This is a genomic window from Blautia sp. AF26-2, assembly GCF_003460955.1.
Taxonomy (GTDB): Bacteria; Bacillota; Clostridia; order Lachnospirales; family Lachnospiraceae; genus Fusicatenibacter; species Fusicatenibacter saccharivorans.
On the sequence record NZ_QTWD01000015.1, the window covers coordinates 64,848 to 87,223 of the forward strand.

20 protein-coding genes, 2 tRNA genes and 1 other annotated feature are annotated in these 22,376 nt (G+C 49.8%); of the genes, 2 read left to right on the top strand and 20 right to left on the bottom strand.

Annotated features, from left to right (window positions below; translation table 11 throughout):
• Positions 1–71: 71 nt before the first annotated feature.
• The gene (locus DWY63_RS16345; protein WP_022463079.1) at positions 72–560 is read right to left on the bottom strand and encodes an Lrp/AsnC family transcriptional regulator; all 489 of its coding nucleotides are present in this window, start codon (positions 558–560) and stop codon (positions 72–74) included.
• Positions 561–849: 289 nt separating this feature from the next.
• Here DWY63_RS16345 and DWY63_RS16350 point away from each other — a divergent pair, with 289 nt between their 5' ends.
• Positions 850–2,262 carry an aspartate ammonia-lyase gene (locus DWY63_RS16350; RefSeq protein WP_117760561.1) on the top strand — a complete coding sequence of 471 codons (1,413 nt, stop codon included), beginning with the start codon at positions 850–852 and terminating at the stop codon, positions 2,260–2,262.
• A gap of 113 nt (positions 2,263–2,375) precedes the next feature.
• Here DWY63_RS16350 and DWY63_RS16355 read toward each other — a convergent pair whose 3' ends face one another.
• From DWY63_RS16355 to mutY, 14 genes are all read right to left on the bottom strand, one after another.
• Entirely contained in the window at positions 2,376–3,548 is a 1,173-nt protein-coding gene (locus tag DWY63_RS16355) for an NAD(P)-dependent malic enzyme (RefSeq protein ID WP_055267479.1), read from the bottom strand.
• Positions 3,549–3,895: 347 nt separating this feature from the next.
• Positions 3,896–5,284, bottom strand: coding sequence for an MATE family efflux transporter (locus DWY63_RS16360; RefSeq protein ID WP_117802638.1), 1,389 nt, complete (start codon positions 5,282–5,284; stop codon positions 3,896–3,898).
• 188 nt (positions 5,285–5,472) lie between these two features.
• Complete coding sequence (locus tag DWY63_RS16365; protein WP_117802639.1) at positions 5,473–5,718, bottom strand: hypothetical protein; 246 nt, start codon at positions 5,716–5,718, stop codon at positions 5,473–5,475.
• Positions 5,719–5,834: 116 nt separating this feature from the next.
• Positions 5,835–6,410: a chromate transporter gene (locus DWY63_RS16370; protein ID WP_117802640.1), complete on the bottom strand. Its 576-nt coding sequence runs from the start codon at positions 6,408–6,410 to the stop codon at positions 5,835–5,837.
• Positions 6,407–6,973 carry a chromate transporter gene (locus tag DWY63_RS16375; protein ID WP_055227135.1) on the bottom strand — a complete coding sequence of 189 codons (567 nt, stop codon included), beginning with the start codon at positions 6,971–6,973 and terminating at the stop codon, positions 6,407–6,409. Before DWY63_RS16375 ends, DWY63_RS16370 begins: the two co-directional genes overlap by 4 nt.
• A gap of 85 nt (positions 6,974–7,058) precedes the next feature.
• A tRNA-Thr gene (locus DWY63_RS16380) sits at positions 7,059–7,131 on the bottom strand.
• Positions 7,132–7,301: 170 nt separating this feature from the next.
• Positions 7,302–7,907 carry an RNA polymerase sporulation sigma factor SigH gene (gene sigH, locus DWY63_RS16385; RefSeq protein WP_226906387.1) on the bottom strand — a complete coding sequence of 202 codons (606 nt, stop codon included), beginning with the start codon at positions 7,905–7,907 and terminating at the stop codon, positions 7,302–7,304.
• A gap of 39 nt (positions 7,908–7,946) precedes the next feature.
• On the bottom strand, positions 7,947–8,669 hold the full coding sequence (gene rlmB, locus DWY63_RS16390; protein WP_055221331.1) for a 23S rRNA (guanosine(2251)-2'-O)-methyltransferase RlmB: 723 nt from the start codon (positions 8,667–8,669) through the stop codon (positions 7,947–7,949).
• 243 nt (positions 8,670–8,912) lie between these two features.
• Complete coding sequence (locus DWY63_RS16395; RefSeq protein ID WP_055221333.1) at positions 8,913–9,272, bottom strand: Mini-ribonuclease 3; 360 nt, start codon at positions 9,270–9,272, stop codon at positions 8,913–8,915.
• A 107-nt stretch (positions 9,273–9,379) separates the two neighbouring features.
• The gene (gene epsC, locus DWY63_RS16400) at positions 9,380–10,063 is read right to left on the bottom strand and encodes a serine O-acetyltransferase EpsC (protein ID WP_117802650.1); all 684 of its coding nucleotides are present in this window, start codon (positions 10,061–10,063) and stop codon (positions 9,380–9,382) included.
• A gap of 100 nt (positions 10,064–10,163) precedes the next feature.
• Positions 10,164–10,398: a binding site (T-box leader), on the bottom strand.
• A 42-nt stretch (positions 10,399–10,440) separates the two neighbouring features.
• On the bottom strand, positions 10,441–13,068 hold the full coding sequence (locus DWY63_RS16410; RefSeq protein ID WP_117802651.1) for a cation-translocating P-type ATPase: 2,628 nt from the start codon (positions 13,066–13,068) through the stop codon (positions 10,441–10,443).
• A gap of 262 nt (positions 13,069–13,330) precedes the next feature.
• Entirely contained in the window at positions 13,331–13,879 is a 549-nt protein-coding gene (ispF, locus tag DWY63_RS16415) for a 2-C-methyl-D-erythritol 2,4-cyclodiphosphate synthase (protein WP_022463066.1), read from the bottom strand.
• Between the two features lie 26 nt (positions 13,880–13,905).
• Positions 13,906–14,922: a glycosyltransferase family 2 protein gene (locus tag DWY63_RS16420; RefSeq protein ID WP_117802642.1), complete on the bottom strand. Its 1,017-nt coding sequence runs from the start codon at positions 14,920–14,922 to the stop codon at positions 13,906–13,908.
• Between the two features lie 37 nt (positions 14,923–14,959).
• Entirely contained in the window at positions 14,960–16,027 is a 1,068-nt protein-coding gene (gene mutY / locus DWY63_RS16425; protein ID WP_117802643.1) for an A/G-specific adenine glycosylase, read from the bottom strand.
• A gap of 148 nt (positions 16,028–16,175) precedes the next feature.
• Between mutY and DWY63_RS16430 the strand changes: the two genes are divergently transcribed.
• The gene (locus tag DWY63_RS16430; RefSeq protein ID WP_242991146.1) at positions 16,176–16,808 is read left to right on the top strand and encodes an HAD family hydrolase; all 633 of its coding nucleotides are present in this window, start codon (positions 16,176–16,178) and stop codon (positions 16,806–16,808) included.
• 86 nt (positions 16,809–16,894) lie between these two features.
• Here DWY63_RS16430 and DWY63_RS16435 read toward each other — a convergent pair whose 3' ends face one another.
• From DWY63_RS16435 to DWY63_RS16455, 5 genes are all read right to left on the bottom strand, one after another.
• Positions 16,895–19,411, bottom strand: a complete 2,517-nt coding sequence (locus tag DWY63_RS16435; RefSeq protein WP_117802644.1) for a L,D-transpeptidase family protein — start codon at positions 19,409–19,411, stop codon at positions 16,895–16,897.
• A 359-nt stretch (positions 19,412–19,770) separates the two neighbouring features.
• Complete coding sequence (locus DWY63_RS16440; RefSeq protein WP_055221310.1) at positions 19,771–20,217, bottom strand: threonine/serine exporter family protein; 447 nt, start codon at positions 20,215–20,217, stop codon at positions 19,771–19,773.
• Positions 20,218–20,259: 42 nt separating this feature from the next.
• Positions 20,260–21,021 carry a threonine/serine exporter family protein gene (locus DWY63_RS16445; RefSeq protein WP_117802645.1) on the bottom strand — a complete coding sequence of 254 codons (762 nt, stop codon included), beginning with the start codon at positions 21,019–21,021 and terminating at the stop codon, positions 20,260–20,262.
• Between the two features lie 390 nt (positions 21,022–21,411).
• Positions 21,412–22,011, bottom strand: a complete 600-nt coding sequence (locus tag DWY63_RS16450; protein ID WP_117802646.1) for a DUF4230 domain-containing protein — start codon at positions 22,009–22,011, stop codon at positions 21,412–21,414.
• 203 nt (positions 22,012–22,214) lie between these two features.
• Positions 22,215–22,285 (bottom strand) — tRNA-Trp (locus DWY63_RS16455).
• Positions 22,286–22,376 lie beyond the last annotated feature (91 nt).

Here is a 22,376-nt window from a genome sequence, read left to right on the forward strand (position 1 = left end):
ACTATAACACAAAAGCATTCTCCTGCAAAGCATTTTTTTCGGTACACAAAGCCGCCGGAGCGGACCGGTGCCTATTCTTCTGCCTCGTGTGCGGTCACCTGGCGGTGCTCCACGGAGGTCGAGAACACGATCTGCGTCCGCGTCCGTCCAAAATGCTGCAGCTCGCCGATAAACTGGTCGAGCTCAATGGTACTAACAAAAAGGCCCTCAATGAGCATGGAGTAATCACCGGTAACGCAATTACATTCCACGACATTGTGGACCTTTTCAATATAGGGATAAAATTCTTTTTTCTGAACCGGCTCAACCTCGAGGTTGATGAACGCTTTGATCGGATATCCCAAAAGCGCCGGATTTAATTTGACCTGATATCCTGTAATGTAGCCTTCCTTCTCCAGCCGCTCAATTCTGGCGGAAACTGCCGGGGAGGATAAAAATACGTGTTCCGCGATTTCTTTCAGCGGCATCCTGGCGTTTTCCCGAAGAAGATTCAGGATTTTTGCATCGATGTGATCGAGCTCATGGCGCATCGCATCGTTCTTGCTTTTTTCATGTTTCATACGCTGCTCTCCTGTTTTTTCACTTTTATACTGTTCAGCATATCACGTTCGCCGTTTTTTGTCTACGAAAACGTGTCCTCGCGGAAACTGCTTTCGAAAAATAAGTAAAAGTGCCTCTTTCCCTTGGTATTTAAAATCAAATGCAAAAATAAATAAAATTCCACAGTTCTTCGGCGGCGGTATTTACAAATTTCTGCCCTGGTGTTATTCTTCCGGTATCGAAAGGCAAAGCAAGAATTGTTTCAGACAATATACACAACTCAATGCGTGCAGAAAGAAGGAGATTATTATGAAAACAAGAATTGAAGCAGATTCCATTGGTTCCCTTGAAGTCCCCTCCGACGCCTACTACGGGGTACAGTCCCTGCGGGCAAAACGGAATTTCCCCATCACGGGAACGCCGATCCACCCGGTCATGATCCAGAATCTGGCGAAAATTAAAAAGGCAGCTGCCATCTCCAACCGCGAAGCACAGAGACTGCCGGAGGAAAAAGCGGCTGCCATTATCTATGCCTGTGATGAAATCATTGCCGGCAAATTAAAAGACCAGTTCATCGTTGACGGCATCCAGGGCGGCGCCGGAACGAGTGCTAATATGAACGCAAACGAAGTCATCGCAAACCGCGCCATCGAAATCCTGGGCGGCGCCAAGGGTGATTATACCATTGTCCACCCGAATGACCACGTCAACATGGCACAGTCCACAAACGACGTTATCCCAAGTGCAGGAAAACTGACCGTGCTCGATCTGCTCCCGGATCTTCTGCATGCGCTCGAGTCACTCCACGCAGCACTGCTCGATAAGTCCCAGGAATTTGACCACATTTTAAAGATGGGAAGAACCCAGCTTGAGGACGCTGTTCCGATGCGTCTCGGCCAGAGCTTCCACGCTTACGCAACGATGATCGAGCGTGATATCCGCCGGATCGAACGCGCCAGAAAAGAGCTGTTCACCCTGAACCTCGGCGGAACAGCCATCGGTACGACGATCAATGCTTCCGATTACTATCTCCACCACATCGTGCCGACCCTCGCTGCTGTGACAGGCTATCCGCTGATGCAGGCGGACGATCTGTTTGACGCGACGGAGAACCTCGACGGATTTGTGACGATCTCCAACACGTTAAAGACCTGCGCCGTCAACCTCTCCAAGATGTGCAACGACCTGCGCCTGCTGTCCAGCGGACCGCGAACCGGATTCGGCGAGATCAACCTGCCGCCGATGCAGAACGGATCCTCGATTATGCCGGGCAAGATCAACCCGGTGATCCCGGAGGTTGTGACACAGGTTGCCTTCCATGTCATCGGAAACGACACCACAATCACGATGGCGGCTGAGGCTGGCCAGATGGAGTTGAACGCGTTTGAGCCGGTTGTCTTCTACTCCCTGTTCTCTTCCATCACCTCGATGACAGGCGCTGTGAATACGCTTGTGAAGAACTGTATTCTCGGCATTACCGCAAATGAGAAACGGTGCGAGGATCTCGTTTCGAAGAGTGTCGGCATCACAACGGCGCTCTGCCCGTATATCGGATACCAGAAAGCGGCCTCGATTGCAAAGAAATCGCTGAAGACGGGCGAGAGTGTTACTTCTCTGGTTCTGAAAGACGAACTGCTGACACAGAAACAGCTCGACGACATTCTCGATCCGTACGCTCTGACCGGACCGGAACTGCCGGCAGAAGACGATCTGGCTGGCTGAATGTAACTGCTGCTTTCTTTCATAATTTCTTAACGATACGCAAAAAGGCTTCCCGGATTTCCTTGCTGTCCGGGAAGCCTTTTTCTGTCGTTTTCTTTTGTATCAAACTCTGTTTAAATTCTCGCTACGCCGCTCTTTCTTGCTGCCTCTGCAACGGCTGCTGCCACCGCATCTTTGACACGCGGATCAAAGGCTGCCGGGAGGATGTAGTCTGCGTTCAGCTCTTCATCGCTTACCAGGCCTGCGATTGCGTAAGCTGCTGCGACCTTCATTTCATCGTTGATATCAGATGCTCTCACATCGAGCGCTCCGCGGAAGATGCCCGGGAAGCAGAGTACGTTGTTGACCTGGTTCGGGTAATCGCTTCTTCCTGTGCTGACAACGGCTGCTCCTGCTGCTTTCGCCTCGTCCGGGAAAATCTCCGGCGTCGGATTTGCGCAGGCAAAGATGATCGGATCTTTTGCCATCGTACGTACCATATCGGGAGTGAGCGTACCCGGCGCAGAAACGCCAATAAAAATATCGGCTCCTTTGATTACCTCTGCAAGCGTGCCCTTCTCATGGTTGTAGTTTGTGATCTTCGCCATCTCCTCTTTGATCGGGTTGAGGCCGTCGCGTCCCTCGTAAATCGCACCTTTGCGGTCTGTCATGATGACGTTTTTGAGACCCATCGAAATCAGCAGGCGGATAATGGCGATTCCGGCTGCACCGGCTCCTGAGGTAACAATTTTGACTTCATCCAGTTTCTTTCCAACCAGTTTCAGCGCATTGATGACACCGGCCAGTGTGATCACGGCTGTTCCATGCTGATCATCGTGGAAAATCGGAATATCACAGCATTCCTTTAATTTCTTCTCGATCTCAAAACATCTCGGTGCGGAGATGTCCTCCAGGTTGACACCGCCGAAGCTTCCTGCGAGAAGACGCACGGTATTGACAATATCATCCACATCCTTGCTGCGCACGCAGAGCGGGATTGCATCGACACCACCGAATTCTTTAAACAGCACGCATTTTCCTTCCATGACCGGCATGCCGGCCTCCGGGCCGATATCTCCAAGTCCGAGAACTGCGGTTCCATCTGTAACAACAGCTACCGTGTTCCATCTTCTGGTCAGCTCGTAGCTCTTGTTGACATCTTTCTGAATTTCCAGGCACGGCGCCGCCACACCCGGTGTATAGGCAAGACTCAAGGCATCTTTTGTATCTACGGCCGCCCGGGAAGTGACCTCAAGCTTTCCGCGTAATTCATAGTGCATTTTTAATGATTCTTTTGCGTAATCCATCGCTTTTTTCCTCCATTTCATGTGTGACTGCGTCTCATTAATAATAGGAAGAGAGATTCACGCGTCACACGGGATGTCTGTTCGCTGCACCCCTATTATAACAAGCGTTCTCTAAATTTCAACCGGTGTTTTGATTAATGAAAAAATTTCTACTTTTCCGCCAAAAACGGCTGCTTCATTTGCGAAATTTTATCAAAAATACTCTTTTTCTTTCTCTCAGCCGCAGTCCGATCCTGCCCGGAGGGCTTTTTTTGCTTTACAGTAAAATTCAACAAAGTTTTTTATAAAGCAAAAAATCTGCCCGCCTCCCATCCTTTTCAGACTGGAAAACAGACAGATTTTTTTCTTTACTCCGCCACAATATTCTGCAGCCAGACTCCTTTCTTGACAAGGACAAATCCAATCACGCACTTGATCAGGTCAACCGACATAACCATAAAGTAGATTGCGTAGATCGAAAATCCGGTAAAACGGCTCAGGCAGAAAGCCACCGGCACACTGACAACCCAGATGAAGACGCTGTCGAACAGGAACGTGATGATCGTTTTTCCACCGGAGCGCAGGGTAAAGTAGCTTGCATGCAGGAATGCATTGACTGGCATGAACATGGCCACTTCCACGATGAAGATTGCCGCCATGTGGCGTACTTCGTCCGTCGTGTTGTAGAGGCGTGGGAAGAGCGGAGCCACGAGCGCCATCAGCGCGCCGATCACAATGCAGAGTAATACGGAAAACGTGATCAGCTTCGTATCGGTATCCTTTGCCTCTTCCATCCTTCCGGCTCCGAGGAGCTGTCCGACGATGATGGCAACGGAATCGCCGAGTGCGATGAAAACGACGTTGAACAGGTTCGAGATCGTGTTGGAGATATTCATCGCGGCTACGACATTCAGTCCACGCACGGAGTAACACTGCATCAGGATCGCAACGCCGCCTGCCCAGAACGTTTCGTTCAGCATCAGCGGTGTTCCTTTGATGAGGATCTGTTTCGTCAAAGCCGCCGGAACACGGATCGTGCGGTACAGATGCTTCGTAAAACGATATTTTTCTTTGTTTCCGTGCGTGCGGATCAGCACGATCGCCATCTCCACGTAACGGGACAGCACCGTTGCGACTGCCGCGCCGACAACGCCGAGCTGCGGTGCACCGAATTTTCCGTAGATTAAAATGTAGTTAAAAACCAGATTAACGAAGACAGCGGTAATACCGGCCTTCATCGGAAGCATTGTCTCGCCGCATTCGCGCAGCGTGCTGGCATAAAGCTGCACAAACAGGAACGGCGGAAGTCCTACCAGCATGACCTTCATATAAGAAATGCCATAGGCTAATGTCGCATTCATGTCCTGGCTTCCCTGATCTCCTGTCAGGTAGAGACGAATCAGAGGCTCGTGCGCACCAAGGAAAATAGTGATTGCCGCTGCCGTCAGGATCACGCCGATCCAGAGCTTGAAGCGGAAGGTGTTTCGCACACCCTCGTCGTTGCCCTGTCCGAAATACTGCGCAGTGAAGATTCCTGCGCCAGACACGCCTCCAAAGATACAGAGGTTATAGATAAAAAGAAGCTGATTGACGATCGCAACACCGGACATCTGCTCGGTGCCGACCTGTCCTACCATGATGTTGTCGAGAAGGCTGACAAAGTTGGTGATACCGTTCTGAATCATAATCGGCATCGCAACGCCAAGCACCATCAGGTAAAACCGTTTGTCCCCAATAAATTTTCTGTGTTTCTGCATGGTTTCCCCCTTTTCTTGTTGTATAAAATAAATGACATAAATCGGAGCCCTTCTGGATTTCTCCAGGCAGGCCCCGAACAGTAATGCTTATTATACACGATTCATGTTTAGAAAGAAAGATCCTTTTTATCTTTTTTCTGGCTTTTTTTGACATAAATCGCCGCAGTTCCAATTGCTTCAACAGGATTTTATTTTGTTTTTCCCATCATCTTCTCAAATTTTCCCGGAACTTTCACATAAACCTGGTATTTCTCCTTGTCAATGCTGCAAAGCGGCACAAAGGAAATGCCATCAACCGAAAAGTGCAGACCGTCTTTCTTTTCCACCTGCGCATCCAGTGTTTCTTCCGTTAATGGCAGGTGCAGGAAATCTTTTTCTTCCGTCAGCGCTGCCAGTACGTAAGGGCCATACAGCAGTGCTACCGTATCACGCACATCCGGTGTCTTCTCCAGTCCTCCTTCTTGACCTTGATTTCATCCGCCCGGATCACATCGCGCCTTGTCTTTTCGGACGTCAGCAGCTCGATAAGATCCTGTTCCTGTGGACTTTGTCAAATCAATTTCTCAAGTAATGACAGGATCACCTTCAGCACACCGGCCAGTACCATCACAAAGATGGGATTCTTTTTGCCTTTCCGTAATAGAACAAGGCAGATGATAAAAATCGCGACAAGACTCCAGTTCGTCTGGGCCAGCCGGATGACCGTTCCGCCTTCGCTGCCCCAGAACGCCGTGACCAGGATCGAGATTCCTGCCGAACCAATCATGGCCACAACCGCCGGGCGGAGGGAATGAAGGATGCCCTGGAGCATTGCCATTTCGCGATATTTCAGATAGAGCTTTGCCAGCAGCGTAACGAGAATGCACGACGGCAGAATGCATCCGAAGGTTGCTGCGAGTGCACCTGGAATGCCGGCGATTTTACTTCCGACAAAAGTGGCCGAATTGACTGCGATCGGGCCTGGTGTCATCTGGGAAAGAGTGATGAGATCGGTAAACTCCGACATCGAAAGCCAGCCATGCCCCTGCACTACCTGTCCCTGGATCAGCGGCATTGCGGCATAGCCTCCGCCGAAGCTGAACAGGCCGATCTGGAAAAAGCTTAAAAACAGCTGAAAATAAATCATTTCCCATTCCTCCGTTTCGCCAGAATCGTCCGCACCGCACCGATGGCACCGCAGACCAGTACAATGTAAATCACGTTGACCTTGAAAAAGCAGGCTGCAGCAAATGCACAGACAAGAATCACCAAGGAAAATGGATCCTTTTCTTTTACAACACCAGTCCCCATCTCATACGTCACAGATGCAATCACTGCTCCGACACCTGCCTGCATCCCTTCCAGCATCTGACTCACAAAAAAATTATCCCGAAACGCCTGGTAGCAGACCGAAATCACAGAGATAACCAGAAACGGCGGAATAATCGTTCCAATAATGGAAACCAGCACACCGATCAGCCCCGCCAGCTTATACCCGACGACAATCGCTCCGTTTACCGCAATCGGCCCCGGCGACGACTGTGCAATCGCTACCAGGTCCAGCATCTCATTTTCCTCAATCCAGTGGTACTCATCCACGAACTTTTTCTTCATCAGCGTCACAATCACATACCCGCCTCCGAACGTAAACGCGCTCAGATACAGCGTGGAAAGGAACAGCTTCTGCAGTACCTTACGTTTTGACTCCATTCTTTTCACCTCGTTTTTTCCGATCTGTCTCCCGTTGTTTTTATATAATGAAAAAATCCCGGTTTCCCGGGATCTTTCTTAAGTAAGCTGATGACGGGAATCGAACCCGTGACCTCCGCCTTACCAAGGCGACGCTCTACCGACTGAGCCACATCAGCATTCGCAAGTTGTTTTGTTTTTTTGTTAGCTCCTTGCTACATTTGGTATTCTATCAAAACTATAGTGAATTGTCAACAGTTTTTTCTACAAATTTGAAAATTTTTATTTGTTCACAGATTTTCCTGCGCTTTTGACAATTCACCGTAATTTTTTCGGTCGTTTTTCCATCTCACGAACAGACCTCCCGCACTTTACTGCGGATTCTCTGCAGTGCATTGTCGATTGCCTTCGGCTGCTTTCCAAGTTTTTCTGCAATCTGCGTATAATCGTACCCTTTCAGATACAATTCCAGCACCTGGTACTCAAATTTGCTGAGCCGTTCTTTGATCCGCTCATGCATGCCGATTACGTTTTCCCGGCTGATCATGATCTCCTCCGGTGTCTCCTCGTCCACCAGGCGCAGCTCCTGCTCGGAAACCGGTTCACTTAACGAGACGAAGCTGTTCAGCGGCTGATGCTTCTGGCGCTGGGACGATGCCACTGCCGAATACATCTGACGGTCGATGCACAGGCCGGCGAAGGTGGCAAACGATGCCTCCTTCCCCGGTTTGTAGTCACGCACTGCCTTAAAAAGTCCGAGCATGCCCTCCTGGATCAGATCCTCGTGATCTCCGCCCACCAGGTACAGCGCCCTCGCCCTGGTCCGCACCAGCGATTTGTATTTGTCGATCAGATAATCGGTAATCTCGCGTTCTCCTGCCCGCAGACGCGCAATCAGCTCCTCATCCGTACAGGTATCGTAATCTTTCACCATCATATCTCTTGTATCCTTCATCTTTCTTCCGCCGGAGCGTAATGTGATTTTCCGCAATTTCTAGCAGCTTCTCTGTCTTACAATCTCATAAGCGAGCACGCCGGCTGCCACGGAAGCGTTCAGAGAGTCGATATCGCCTTTCATCGGAATTGTGGCTGTGAAGTCGCAGTTTTCTCTCACCAGACGGCTGACACCCTCTCCCTCATTTCCGATTACAAGGCCGATCGGTCCTTTGAGGTCGAGATCATACATTCTCTGTCCGTTCATGTCCGCGCATACAAACCAGATGCCCTTTTCCTTCAGCATTTCCATGGTCTGCACCAGATTCGTCACCTTTGCCACCGGTGTGTAATTTAATGCACCTGCCGACGTTTTGGCAACGGTTGCTGTCAGGCCGACTGCGCGGTGCTTCGGCACGATGACACCATGTGCGCCTGCCAGGTTTGCGGTACGGATGATCGCACCGAGGTTATGCGGATCCTCAATGCCGTCCAGCAGAAGGATAAATGGAGGCTCCCCTTTCTCCTCTGCGCGCGCGAGGATGTCCTCAACGGTTGCATAACTGTAGGAAGCCACCTGTGCAATGACACCCTGATGCTTTCCGGTGGTGGACAGCTCGTCAAGACGTTCTTTTTCTACATAATTGATGATGGTATCGTGTTTTTTCGCCTCACGGATGATCGTGCGGATCGGGCCGTCCTGGCTGCTTGCAAGGACGAACAGCTTGTCCACGGTCTTGCCGGAGCGGAACGCCTCGATGACAGCGTTTCTTCCCTCTACCATGCCGCCTGTAAACTCCTCATCCGCCTGCTGTACTTCCTGTTTTCTGTCTCTGTCACGGTAATCTCGTTTCCCCTTAAAGTCACGTTTTTTTCCGTCTCTTCTCTCAAAGTTTCTCTTGTCGTTTCTGTTGTTTTCTCTCATATCATTCCTGTTCCGCGGTCCCAAAAGCAGTGGGAACTTTTGCTTTTTCAAAAACCCCACTGCCCTGCCGCTTCTTTTTTATTTTCTGAATCTTATCTGCTCTCACACTTCGCCAAGTCCTGCCCGGATCAGGTCGATCATCCGCTTGTAATCCCCTTTCAGGTACAGATACCCCATCACGGCCTCAAACCCGGTTGCCCGGCGGTAGTCGATCGTGGACGCATTTTTTGCCTTGGTATAGGATTTCGCATTTCTGCCTCTTTTATAAATCTGTTTTTCCTCTTCGGTAAACAGCGGCTCCAGAATTTCAATCATCGCCGACTGTTTCTCCGCCTTTACAAGCCCTGCTGCATGGCGGTGCAGCTTGTTGACCTGCATATTTGCTTTCCGCACCAGAATCGTGCGGATGACGATCTCATACGCAGCATCCCCGATGTAGGCCAGCGTAAGCGGCGAATACATGCGGATGTCATGCTGTTCCAGTCCGAATACCTCCGAAAGATAATCCTTCTCCCCGAAAACCGCCTCTGGAAAAAGCTCCTCGTTTTCTGTCTCTTTGCCCACTTCCGTCACTTCTGTTCTGTCCTTTCTTTTTTCCTCATCTGACGCAGCTCGCCCTCCAGCTCGAGCACACGGTTCGTAAGCTCCGTATTCTCCTGCTGCAGTACTTTGATATCCTCGAAAATCGGGTCCGGCAGATGAATGTGATCCATGCTTTTTCTCGGAATCCGCACATCATTCTGCTTCACAATGTGCCCCGGCACGCCGACGACGGTACAGTTCGGCGGAACCTCCTCGATCACAACCGATCCGGCTCCGATTTTGGAGTTTTCCCCGATCGTAAACGATCCGATGATCTTCGCACCGGCGCTGACCATAACATTGTCCTTCAGCGTCGGATGACGTTTCCCGGTCTCCTTACCATTACCGCCAAGCGTCACGCCCTGATACAGCGTCACGTTGTCTCCGATGACGGTCGTCTCTCCGATGATAACGCCTGCTCCATGGTCGATAAACAGTCCCTTTCCGATCGTCGCACCCGGATGGATTTCGATACCGGTTTTTCTCGCTGCCCGCTGTGAAATCCATCTGGCCAGAAAGTAATGGCCTTTCAGATATAGCTTGTGCGCCCGTCTGTACTTCAGCATAACACGAAATGAAGGATACAGCAAGACTTCCATGGGAGAATGTATCGCCGGATCCCGCTCCTGAATCACCTGAAATTCCTCTTTAAAATACGCGAAAAAACTCATCTTTCCTCTCCTTGCCTCCTGCTGGGACTTTTCCGGATTTTTATTTCTTACCATCATTCTGCATAACAGTAATATTCAAAAACGGAGCTGTTTCATCTCCGATAAAGACGAAATAGCTCCGTGGTTCCACTTTACTTTAAGGGCATGCATGCCCTCTTCTTTTCTTCTGCATAACGTGCAGGACCCGTGCCGGACTACCCACTTTTTCCGCTTCACCCGGCCTGCTTCCGGACGCACTTCAAAAATCCTCATTTCAGGCAGCTTCCAGCCCCATTTGTCTGCCATTCTCTGTGAAACAATTCTGATTTTCTACTTTTTCCGTTCCAAGCCTTTTTCTGTTTCCGTTTGTTCTAGTTTATGCAAATTTTTCTCGTTTGTCAAGCAAATTTCCGCCGGATCCACTTGCTGATTTCGACCGCCGGAATGACAAGCAGTCCAAGGCCGATCGCCACATCATATTCCAACGCGCTGATCCGCTCAAAACCGAACGCACTCGACAGTACCGGGATGTAAATGACGGCGGATGTGAGGACAAATGAGAGTGCCATCGCGCCCCACAGATACTTGTTCTGATGCTTCATATGGAAAATAGAACCTTTCCGTGATCTCATATTGAAGGAATGGAAAATTTCCACCATGGAGAGTGTCAGAAACGCCATTGACATGCCGTCCGGGCTGTTGACGATTTCCCAGCGGCCGGCTTCCAGATAATGGCCGATGAAGTAGGACGCCAGCGTCAGCACCGTAATCACGATGCCCTGAAACGCAACATCAAAGCCGAGGCCGTCCGCAAAAATACCGTCATCCGCATTTCTCGGCGGGCGTTTCATGATGTCTGCCTCACCGTCCTCCATACCGAGCGCCAGCGCCGGGAAGCAGTCCGTAATCAGGTTGATCCAGAGCAGATGCACCGGATTTAAAATCGTAAAGCCCATCAGCGTCGCGCAGAAAATCGACAGCACCTCGGCAAGGTTCGATGCCAGAAGGAACTGAATTGCCTTACGGATATTATCGTAGATTCGTCTTCCTTCCTCAACCGCCGCGATGATCGTCGCAAAGTTGTCGTCCGCGAGCACCATATCTGCCACGTTTTTCGTCACATCCGTTCCCGTGATGCCCATTCCGATGCCAATATCCGCACGCTTGATCGACGGCGCATCGTTGACTCCGTCTCCTGTCATCGCGGTGATTCTGCCTTTCCGCTTCCACGCATCGACGATCCGCACTTTATGCTCCGGCTGGACGCGTGCGTAAACAGCATATTCCTCGATTCTCCGGTCAAGCTCCTCATCGCTTAACTGGTCAATCTCGGCTCCCGTTACCGCTTTCCAGCCCGCCTCCAGAATACCCAGCTCTTTTGCAATAGCAACCGCTGTGTCTTTGTGGTCACCCGTAATCATCACCGGACGGATGCCTGCCCCGCGGCATTCCCGGATCGCATCGACTACTTCCGGCCGCACCGGATCAATCATACCGCAAAGTCCTAAAAAGCAGAGATCCTGCTCCAGAAAGTCCGGCTCCTGGGAGGACGGCATCTGGTTCCACGCTCTTCCTGCTGCCGCCAGCACGCGGAGTGCCTGGTCTGCCATCGCCTTGTTCTGCGACAGGATTTCCTGCCGGAATGCTTCTGTCATCGGCTGTTTTCTGCCGTCACGCCAAACGGAGGTGCACCGCTTCAGAATCTCATCCGGTGCGCCTTTTGTGCAGGAAAAATACGTTCCGTCGTTTGCGCGGTGGATCGTTGTCATGCGTTTCCGCATCGAATCAAACGGCGCTTCCCCGACACGCGGATACTGGACGGACAGGCTCTTCTTCGGGCATCCCTCTTTCTGCGCATCGTTGACCAACGCACATTCCGTCGGTTCTCCGACTGCCTCGCCGTTTTCGTCCGGCTCCGCATCGGAGCAGAGTGCCATGACGGATACGAGACGTTTTATATCGCTTCCCTCATGTTTTACCACGGTCATCTTATTCTGGGTCAGCGTTCCTGTCTTATCCGAGCAGATCACCTGTGTACAGCCGAGCGTCTCGACGGCCGTCAGTTTCCGGATCACCGCATTCCGCTTTGACATTTTGGTCACACCGATGGAAAGCACGATTGTGACAACTGCTGCAAGTCCTTCCGGAATTGCCGCTACGGCAAGGCTGACGGCTACCATAAAGGTATTTAAGATGTTCTGCGGCGTCACGCCCTCTTTTAAAATGCCGACAACGAAAATCACGGCACAGATGGCGAGCACCATCACGCTTAAGATTTTGCTGAGCTGGTTCAGCCGCTTCTGCAGCGGTGTGCTCTCATCCGCCGACTGCGTCAGAACATGGGCGATTTTTCCCATCTCGGTTTTCATACCCGTTCCGGTGATAACAGCGCGGCCGCGGCCATAGACAACGGTGCTTCCCATATAGACCATGTTTTTCCGGTCCCCGAGCGGAACCTCGCTGGCTGCGCCGGCGTTCAGAACATCCGCTGTTTTATTGACCGGGACAGATTCTCCGGTCAGCGCTGCTTCCTCGATTTTCATGCTGGCACTCTCTAAAATACGGCCATCCGCCGGAACAGCATCGCCCGCTTCGAGAATTACAATATCACCGGGTACGAGCTCCTCGCTCTTTTTCACTTCCATTTTCCCGCCGCGCATCACCTTCGACGTGGCTGCCGCGATCTCCTGCAGAGCTTCAATCGCTTTCTCTGCCTTGCTCTCCTGCAGAACACCGAGCACCGCATTAATGATGACAACGGCGAGAATAATGACCACATCAGCGTACGATTCGCCTTCATACGCCGATGTGATGCCGGAAATCAGCGCTGCGGCGAGCAGGATCAGGATCATCGGGTCTTTCAGTTCTTCGAAAAACCGCTGCAGATTGCTCTTCTTTTTTCCCGCCGCCAGCCGGTTCGGTCCGTGTTCGGAAAGCCGCCGCGCAGCTTCCGCCTCGGAAAGTCCCTGCTCCGTTGTCTGTAACTCATCAAGAATCTTCGAACTTTTTTCCAGATACTCTTTCATTTCCATCCGTCCTTTCTTCTGAAAACGCTTTTTGCGTTCCTGTGATAAGTTCCCACTGGTACACCGGTCTCTTTCTATATAGAAAAAGACCTATCCGCACCATATTTGTTGATACAGATAAGTCTTGTCATTTCATACAAAGCCAGAAGAAATGCTTTTTCTTCGGTTGTTGGCCTTATAGCGTCACGTATGCCGCCGACTACTCCCTTATTCTTCTTCCAGTCTACCACATCTTCCGGCCTTGTGCAATCGCATTTCTCTTTTATTCTTCTGCGTTCTTTGCGCATCCCGGGCAGCCGCTGCATCCGCCTGCGATCCGGTCGTCCGGCATCAGGTCGAGTGCCTTGGAAATGCAGCAGATCGCCTGTGCGGAAATTCCCTCTTTCTTTCCGGTAAAGCCAAGTCCTTCCTCGGTCGTTGCCTTGATATTGACCTGATCCTCTTCGAGATGAAGCGCCTCCGCCACATTTTTCACCATCGTGTCGATGTATGGCAGGAGCTTCGGCTTCTGTGCAATAACGGTTGCATCGATATTTTCAATCAGATACATCCGCTCCTCGAGCATCTCACCCACTTTTTTCAGCAGTTCGATGCTGTCTGCGCCCTCATACGCCGGATCATTGTCCGGAAAATGGCGTCCGATGTCCCGCAGTGCTGCAGCGCCGAGAAGCGCATCCATAATGGCATGGACCAGCACATCCGCATCGGAATGTCCCAGAAGGCCATATTCATACGGGATTTCCACACCGCCCAGAATCAGTTTCCGGTTTTCCACCAGTTTATGCACATCGTAACCCATTCCTACTCGCATTGTTCGTTCCTCCGCTTCGTTACTTTCTAGTTAAATCCATACAGTTTCTGCGCTACCTTGTAGGCATAGACTGCAATTTTCTGTCCCGGTTTTGATTTGCTGCTCATAACAGTTCCGAAAATGCCGTGGCGGATGCGGAAGTAATCGGCTGCATCCTCCTGTTTCAGGTATCTCCACAGATCGTTCTTTTTCTCGAGATTTTCTTCCGTTCCAGAGCGCATCATCATCACGGAAGAAACCGTCATAATAATGGTCAGATAGCTGATCATATATTTCCGCAGGTGCTTCGACAGCCCTTTCCGTTCACCAAGGTAATCGATCATCAGCTTGTTGACACGGATCTGCTGGTCAATTCTGCCGATCATGACTTTCTCGTTAACCGACTGGTCGGCTCTTCCGATAAAGTAGCGGTAGAAATTGACATCGAGATAATACATCGTTTTGACGTACGGAAGCGGAATAAACGCAACCAGATTATCCACATAGAAGGTGTGCTCCGGCAGCTTCATGCCGCACTCTCTTAAAAGAGAAGTCCGGTAAATCAGCGAATGCATCAGCAGATAATGTGTTTTGCCGAGAGCTTTCGCCTCATCCCATCCGAAAAAGCGGCCTTCCGGCAGCGATTTCGCATAGCGCATCACACGTTTTCTCTTGGCGCCCTCTTTTTCATACACATAGTTACTGATCAGAAGGTCGAGTGTTTTCGGTCCGCGTACGACTTCTGCCAGAACATTTAAAATCTTCTGGTATGCCTCTGGGTTTACCCAGTCATCACTGTCCACAACCTTAAAGTACAGACCCGTCGCATTTTCCACACCCGTGTTGACTGCTCCGCCGTGGCCCTTGTTTTCCTGATGAATCGCTTTTACAATCGTCGGATATTTTTCCTGATAGCGGTCTGCAATCTCTGTGGTTCCGTCCTTGGAACCATCGTCCACGATCAGAATTTCTACTTCTTCTCCGCCGACCAGCAGCGAATCGATACATTTCTCCATATATGCTTCTGAATTATAGCATGGTACTGCAATTGATAAAATCTTCATCTTTTTTCTCCCTGCTCTTTTTTGCTCTTCTGCCGTTTCAGGCACGTTCCAGATCTGTGTATTTTGCGTATTCCGCAAACGCAGACGGAATGGCATATCTTTCAGCCGCAGTTTTCGCATCCGCAAAAATCAATCCGGCTTTTTCTTCCCCTTCCTGCTCCACATCGTTTCCTGCAATTTTAATGGCGTATCCTGTGATATGCCACTCGACATGGGAAAAAATGTGCTTGTACGGCGGCAATGCCTGAATATGAAGCGGCGTCACGCCGAATTTTTCTGCCTCTTCAAGTGCTTCCTGTTCGGAGAGCACGCCATCGAAGTTCGGGAACTCGTAAAGTCCCGCCAGAAGTCCTTTTTTCGGCCGTTTCCGCACTGCTGTGTGCGCACCGTCCAGAAATAACAGAACAGTTCTGTCTTCGATTCTGCGCGGCCTTGCGCTCTTTTTAAACGGATATTCCGTCCAGGTCTGATGCTGTCCCGCCAGACACTGGTCAAAAAGCGGACAGACTTCACATTTTGGTGCGCCGTTCGGCAGACAGACCATTGCGCCGAGATCCATCATCGCCTGATTGAAGGCTCCCGGATCTTCTGCCGGCATGATTTCGGTCAATTCCGCTTCCACGCGGTTTTTCACGGACTGCTTTAAAATGTCCTCACCGTCCTCCCGGAGGCGTGCCATCACACGAAGCACATTTCCGTCCACCGCCGGCACCGGAATGCAAAACGCGATCGATGCAACGGCTCCCGCTGTGTAATTTCCAATTCCCGGAAGTCCTTTTAAGGCTTCGTAATCTGCCGGAAATACACCGTCATACACTTCCATAATTTTCTGTGCGGCCTTCTGCATATTCCGCACACGGTTATAGTAACCAAGGCCTTCCCATATCTTCAAAAGCTTTTCCTCGGGACAGACCGCAAGTGCTGCGACATTGGGCAGTTCACGCATAAACCGCTCATAAAACGGCTTGACCGCCTCCACCCTCGTCTGCTGGAGCATAATCTCGGAAACCCAGATTTCATACGGGTTCTTTTTTTCTCTCCACGGCAGCACTCTTTTATTTTCGCCATACCATTTCAATAATGGCTTTGTGATTGTGTCCTGCATAGTAATCTCCTGTTAATATATCATTCTTATTTTGCCACATTTTCCTCCAAAATGCAAAATAAACATTGCGCTCTCACGTGTTTTTGATTAAAATTAATAAATACTTTAAAAGAATAACCAAAACCCTTAAGATATGGAGGAAAAACTCTTGATCGACAGTATTATTTTTGATGTGGACGGCACCCTGTGGGACTCCACAGACGTTGTTGCCGACGCATGGAATCAGATTATGGAAAAAGAAACTGATATGACACCAAACCTCACCGGAGCCGTGTTAAAAGGCCTGTTCGGCCGCCTGCTCCCGGATATCGCCGCCGTCATTTTCCACGAATATCCAAAGGAGCGCCAGTTAGAACTGATCGAGGCATGCTGTGCCAAAGAGCATGAGGCACTTCTTGCGACACCGGCTCCTGTTTATCCGGGACTTGTCGATGCACTTTCTATTCTTTCCAGACATTACCCGCTTTATATCGTAAGCAACTGCCAGGCGGGCTATATCGAAGTTTTTCTGGAAGCCACAGGCCTCGGTCACTATTTCAAAGGCCATCTCTGTCCTGGCGATACCGGAAAGGCAAAGGCAGACAACATCCGTACAATCATCGAACAGAACCATCTGCAGCACGCGGTCTATGTCGGCGATACCGACGGCGACTACAAGGCGACACACGAGGCCGGAATCCCGTTTGTCCATGCCGCATACGGTTTTGGTCAGACCGAAAACCCGGACTACACCATCACTTCCCCGATGGATCTTGTCACACTGTTCGTACCGGAAAATTAATTTTTAACAGTTTCTTTCTCATAAAAAATACGCATTCCTGTTTTGATAACGGAATGCGTATTTTTTATGTTCTATTTCTTCTTTTCTCAGCTCTCGCCCTTACCTGGATAATCATCGTCACCCGTATGGTCTCCCTGATCCGGTGCGCTCGGCTCCTGGGTCGGTTCCGGTGTGGACGGGGTCTCGGTCGGTGCTACGGTCGGCTCCGGCGTAGACGGGATCTCGGTCGGTGCTGCGGTCGGTTCCGGCGTAGACGGGGTCGATGGAGTTGATGGGGTTGATGGAGTTGATGGGGTTGATGGAGTTGACGGCGTGTAATCATCGTACGTGTAGGATGGCGTTCTCGTCGGCGTTACTGTCGTGGTATTCGTCGTATCATCGACATTTTCGTCATCTGCTTCCGGTGCCTGTGTCACAGTAAGCGTATCTTCACTTACCTCATAAGCTTCGGAATAATAAACGATAACCGGTGTTCCGTCATCGACATTGTCATATAATGCCTGTGCCACTGCAGTCGGAAGTGCAACAGATCCTGTCGTCGATCCTGCAGTCAGATACAGGTTTCCGCCGAAACTGCTTCTCCAGGAAGCATCGTAGAAACCGATCTCTCCGTTGAACGGAATCCAGGAATCCACATCTCTTTCCCAGGAATAGCTGCCGTCTGCCTGAAGCTCTCCGTGCAGTTTTTTCTGGCTTTCTTTTGCTGCGGTTGTGTAGATACCCGGCTTCGTGTAGCTGCTCTGCTCCATCAGACCGGTTACACAGTCACCGTCGACAACCAGATTTCCATCTTTGTAGAGCCAGATATGCTGACGGCTGGCATCAACCTCAACATACGTCTTGCCGAATCCGTTGTTCTCTGTGGAAGCAGCAAACTCTCTCTGCGCATACTGCGGCTCTCTTGCATCTGCTGCGTGAGCATCTACTTCTTCTGCGATCTTTGCTATCTCCTGCTCCTGATCCACTTTCCATCCGTAGCCTTCCTGGCTGATGGTCACGCCGCCTTCGATACCGGTTGCCGGGAAGGTGTGATCCTTGCCATCGGTATCAATCGCTGCCGCAAGATTTGCCACATATTCTTTTACTCTTTCATTCCACTGGTTTTCATCTTTGGAATAATTTCCATCCGCATCGACCGCCAGCCAGTCTTTCATGGTATTTCCGTCAAGAACCTGTGTTGTTCCATCCGGCATACTGTATGTGATGCTTGCGCGTACCAGTTCATTTAACTGATCCTTCTGTGCATTCAGTGTTTCGTCATCTGCTGTTACCAAGGTTCCGTCGTAAACGCCTGCTTTTTCAAGATCCACTTCGGTATCCGCATTGATCAGCGCGTTTTCGATGCACTGTTTTGCAAGGGTAAGATCCATTCCCTCACCCATAACAGCATCCACAATCTCAAACTCATTGTTCTGGAAGGTAATGTAGGCGCTGGCCGGTGCATTCTCACCGTCTGCGGACTGGAATTCGTCAAATCCATCAATCACCGCATCCAGTTTTTCCTGACTGTACTGCATGGTGACCTGGGAATCTTTCTCTTTTCCGCCATTTCCCAGGAACCAGAGGAAACTGTTCTGTTTCTTTAACACGCTCTCCACGCTGCCGTCTCCGGCGTAGGTGTAGTCGATGTCTTTTCCGCTGACACTCTTCGTATCATTGTCTTTGAATTTTACATTTAAGGTATAGCTTGCAGCCTGCTCTTTGATTTTCGTTTCTGCCTCTTTGGCCGTCATATCCGAGCAGTCTACTCCGTTGATGGTTGTTCCGTTGAAAAAATAATTCTGGTAATGGAACATTTTGCTTCCATAGAAAAAGCCTCCCACAGCAATAACAGCAACGGCTGCAACGGCGATAACCGCACCGCCTTTTCCCTTTTTCTTCTGCGGTTTTGCGCCATGCGGAATGTACTCTTCGTCATCATCCTCATAACCGTCGTAGTCATCATCCTCATCGTCTATTTCCGGCATTGGGATATGGCCTACCGTGTCGCTGACGAGGCGCTCCATTGCGGCTTCCACCTGATCACCAAGCACTTCTTTCTCCGAACCCTTGGTCTCTGTCTTCTCTTCTCCCAGCAGATCATCCTCATCTGCGAATGGATCGTTGATGATCAGATCATCATCCACCATCACTTCTTCCGGTTCCGATTCTGTTTTTGTCTCCGCCGGATCGTCATCAAAATCAACGAGACCTTCCAGTTTTTCGGTTGTCTGGCTTACACGTGAGACTTTCTTCGGTGTCTCAGCCGGCGTCTCTTCGATTTCTTCTTCCTCTTCTGTAAATTCCGGAATCTCGATGTCCTGCGTCACAGGCTCCACTTTGGTCTGCTTCATTTTCTGCTTCATTTTCTGCTTCGCTTCTTCGTCTTTTGCACGCTCAGTTGCCTCAAGGACACTTCGCAGATTACTTAAATTTGCAGTCTCATCCGGGATGTGATCTTCGCTTTTTGTTTCTTTGCTTTCAAATTCAATGGAGTCTTCGATGTCTGCCAGTTCTTCCTGGAATGTTTCACCGCTCTCCTTTTCCGCCAGGTCACGGTCAATCTCTTTTTGCAGGGCAGCCCAAAGTTTACCGTCCTTTAAATCATCATCTTCAAACTTCATATTTTTTGCTCCTCATAGTTCTGTGTCTGCACTTTACTTACTTCTCTTCTTTTTTCCTTGTTTCAACTCACAGTCGGTATTTTCACGGAGTCTGACATGTCGAAAATAGTTCGACTGTGACTTACCTCATGTCAGTGGAGGATACCGATTTCTCTCCGCCCGCCACTACCGTTATGTTTCTTTTAACAATTCATCCCACCACTTTAGAAGCGGGGGACTTCTTGTCTACTGATGTTAAAAATGCCCCTATAGATTTCTTCTTTTGTCCAAGGGCACATACACTGTTAAGTATATCATAAAATTCGACAAAAAAAAGCAAAAAATTTGGTTTTGGCAAATTTCTCACTTTTTTTCGTAAATCACCTGTGGACTTCGTAAAAAAATATCTTCTGCAGCGCTTCTCCGAGGAAAATTCCAAGGGCAATTGCGCCTGCCGCGGTCGCTGTCTCTAAAAGATACGTTCCAACCATGTTTTCCGGTCCCATAACGATCGAGTAGACGATGCGGTACATACCGGCTCCCGGCACCATCGGGAGAATGCCCGGGATCACGAAAAGGATCACCGGCGCTTTGAAATGGCGCGCCATTGCCTGGGAAACCAGAGCGACGGCAACGGCGGCAAGAAAGTTTTTCATCAGAATGCCGTCGTTGAATACTTCCACGATCAGATAGACCGCCCAGCCGATCATACCGACACCGGCCGTGTAGCATTCCAGCTTTTTTGGTGCGTTCAACAGTCTTGAAAATCCCCAGATTGCAACCCAGGCTCCAAGGGATTTCAGGATGATTTCACCTGCTATTCTCATATTTTTGCTTTAACCTCATCTTTTTTTCCGTATCGGTTTTCTCTACCGCACCAGCGGACGGAGCAACAGCATGCCAAGTCCCACGCCGATTGCGATGGCCGCAGCGGTTACAAACGCCTCCAGCATCCGTGCCGCACCGGAAATGTAGTCGCCGTGCAGGGTATCATACACTGCATTCGTGATCGCCACACCCGGTACGAGGGGCATGATGGATGCAATGATAATGACGTTCAGATCCATGGTCCCCGGCAGGTAATAAACACAGAGAATAGATGTGACCGCCAGCAAAAATGACCCGATACAGTTCACAAGAAACGACTGCATCCCGGCTTTTTTTCCTCCGTAAACACCGATTCCTGATATAAAACCTGCAAGTGCAGATGCCAGCACTTCGTAGAACCCAGCTCCGAACATGATTGCAAAGCCTGCGGTCGTCGCCATCATTGCGAGCAGATTTTTTTTAATTTCCGACTTGGCACGATAGATATCCCGCACCCGGTGGAACAGCGCATCCAGGTCGATATTTCCTTCGCAGAAATCGCGGGAAAGCTGATTGACCGCATGGATCCGGTTCAGATCCGTTGCACGGCTCTCTACGCTGCGCATAACAGTCATGGAATCCATCGACGGGTCGTCGAGTGTTACCACAAAGCCGGTCGTCAGCGCCAGTACATCCGCTGTTTTCAGGCCGGACATGCGCAGCATCCGCAGCATGGTATCCTCCACCCGCCACGTCTCCGCCCCGCTCTCCAGCAGGATTTCTCCCGCCATGACCGCGGTGTCCAGCAGCAGTTTATAGTCCATAGTTTTTGTCCTCTCAAATGTAACTCATATTTCACACATGCCAAACGATTGTACCATGAAGCAGTGTTCACTTTCAAGTTAATTCTATGCAAATTTGGCGATATCCGGGCGTTGGGATGTTCCGATGTTCACCCGCGCCATTCACAAATCTTTTCAAAGTTTCTTCAAACTCCATTCACACTTTCCTCACATATGACAACTATACTAAACGTATCAAAACAAAGGGACAACAAATCATCTTCCTCTATCTTTCAACCGTTGTCCCAACCTAATATTCTTTCCAATTTATATAGATTTTTCTTTTTCATAATGCCGGTGTTTCTGCCAGAAGAAATACCGGCCCTCCTTTTTTTATCCCCCAAAAAGAAGTGCCGACATCCCGTCTATGTACTATTCTTCAAATTTTATAACCAATGTCTTGTCCCCGACCGTCTCGGACAGCATTCCGGTAATCAGTGTTTTCGCCTGTTCCTGTGCCATCGTTTCCAGGTCATCCATTTCTTTCGTCTGCTGCTCTACATCCTCCTTCGCACTCGCGATTGCATCCATCGCATCTTCCTTCCGCTCCCAGTTCAGAAGCGCTGCCTTCTCATCGTAATACTGGATGGAATCATTGTCGATGGAAATATCAAAAATCTCCACTGCCGGAAGTGTAACTGTTACTTCTGAATCCGTCACCTCCGTATTCGCCTTCGCGAGATTCACGCCCGCACGTACCTCTGCACGGTATGTCATATTAAACGCCTTCTGCGTCAGAAACGGAATCGACCCGTCCGAGTAATGAATCAGCCCGTTATAAATCATCTTCGCCGACGTCAGCTCCCCCGCCGCCTCCAGCTTACTGTCAATAAACGTCCCCGTAATCTCCGGCTCCCGGTCCCGCCGCAGCGACTGCGTCAGATAAACAACCATTCCAGCAAGGATTACTACGATCAGAAGATAAATGACAGCTTTTACCGTGCCGCGGCTTCCATTTTTTTCTCTGCTCACGTTACACCCACTCCCTTCTCATGTTTCATTTTTCATTATTTTTGAATATGTTCTGTGGCTCTATTGTACCTTATTTACACCATAAAAAACAGTCCTGCTTTACAAAAATATCTTAAAATTCTGTAAATCCTGTTCTGTTAGACTTTTCTTTTAAACAATACGAAAAAAGAGTGAAGATTTTGTATCTTCACTCTTTCCTAATACAGGGGATGAGAGAATCGAACTCCCACCAAAGGTTTTGGAGACCCCTATCATACCATTTGACCAATCCCCTACGCTAGATATACCTTCAAAACCGCATACACTTAACATCTATATATCATACCATACTTTCTTTCCGAACACAACCATTTTCTGCAAAACTT

Excerpts from the sequence above, each read along its gene's own strand:
- epsC (WP_117802650.1), bottom strand. The coding sequence starts at position 10,063 with ATGAGTTTTTTCGCGTATTTTAAAGAGGAATTTCAGGTGATTCAGGAG.
- rlmB (WP_055221331.1), bottom strand. The coding sequence starts at position 8,669 with ATGGTAGAGGGAAGAAACGCTGTCATCGAGGCGTTCCGCTCCGGCAAG.
- DWY63_RS16410 (WP_117802651.1), bottom strand. The coding sequence starts at position 13,068 with ATGAAAGAGTATCTGGAAAAAAGTTCGAAGATTCTTGATGAGTTACAG.
- DWY63_RS16360 (WP_117802638.1), bottom strand. The coding sequence starts at position 5,284 with ATGCAGAAACACAGAAAATTTATTGGGGACAAACGGTTTTACCTGATG.
- DWY63_RS16355 (WP_055267479.1), bottom strand. The coding sequence starts at position 3,548 with ATGGATTACGCAAAAGAATCATTAAAAATGCACTATGAATTACGCGGA.
- DWY63_RS16370 (WP_117802640.1), bottom strand. The coding sequence starts at position 6,410 with ATGATTTATTTTCAGCTGTTTTTAAGCTTTTTCCAGATCGGCCTGTTC.
- DWY63_RS16345 (WP_022463079.1), bottom strand. The coding sequence starts at position 560 with ATGAAACATGAAAAAAGCAAGAACGATGCGATGCGCCATGAGCTCGAT.
- sigH (WP_226906387.1), bottom strand. The coding sequence starts at position 7,907 with ATGAAGGATACAAGAGATATGATGGTGAAAGATTACGATACCTGTACG.
- ispF (WP_022463066.1), bottom strand. The coding sequence starts at position 13,879 with ATGCGAGTAGGAATGGGTTACGATGTGCATAAACTGGTGGAAAACCGG.
- DWY63_RS16435 (WP_117802644.1), bottom strand. The coding sequence starts at position 19,411 with ATGAAGTTTGAAGATGATGATTTAAAGGACGGTAAACTTTGGGCTGCC.
- DWY63_RS16445 (WP_117802645.1), bottom strand. The coding sequence starts at position 21,021 with ATGGACTATAAACTGCTGCTGGACACCGCGGTCATGGCGGGAGAAATC.
- DWY63_RS16440 (WP_055221310.1), bottom strand. The coding sequence starts at position 20,217 with ATGAGAATAGCAGGTGAAATCATCCTGAAATCCCTTGGAGCCTGGGTT.
- DWY63_RS16350 (WP_117760561.1), top strand. The coding sequence starts at position 850 with ATGAAAACAAGAATTGAAGCAGATTCCATTGGTTCCCTTGAAGTCCCC.
- DWY63_RS16420 (WP_117802642.1), bottom strand. The coding sequence starts at position 14,922 with ATGAAGATTTTATCAATTGCAGTACCATGCTATAATTCAGAAGCATAT.
- mutY (WP_117802643.1), bottom strand. The coding sequence starts at position 16,027 with ATGCAGGACACAATCACAAAGCCATTATTGAAATGGTATGGCGAAAAT.
- DWY63_RS16375 (WP_055227135.1), bottom strand. The coding sequence starts at position 6,973 with ATGGAGTCAAAACGTAAGGTACTGCAGAAGCTGTTCCTTTCCACGCTG.
- DWY63_RS16395 (WP_055221333.1), bottom strand. The coding sequence starts at position 9,272 with ATGTATTCGCCGCTTACGCTGGCCTACATCGGGGATGCTGCGTATGAG.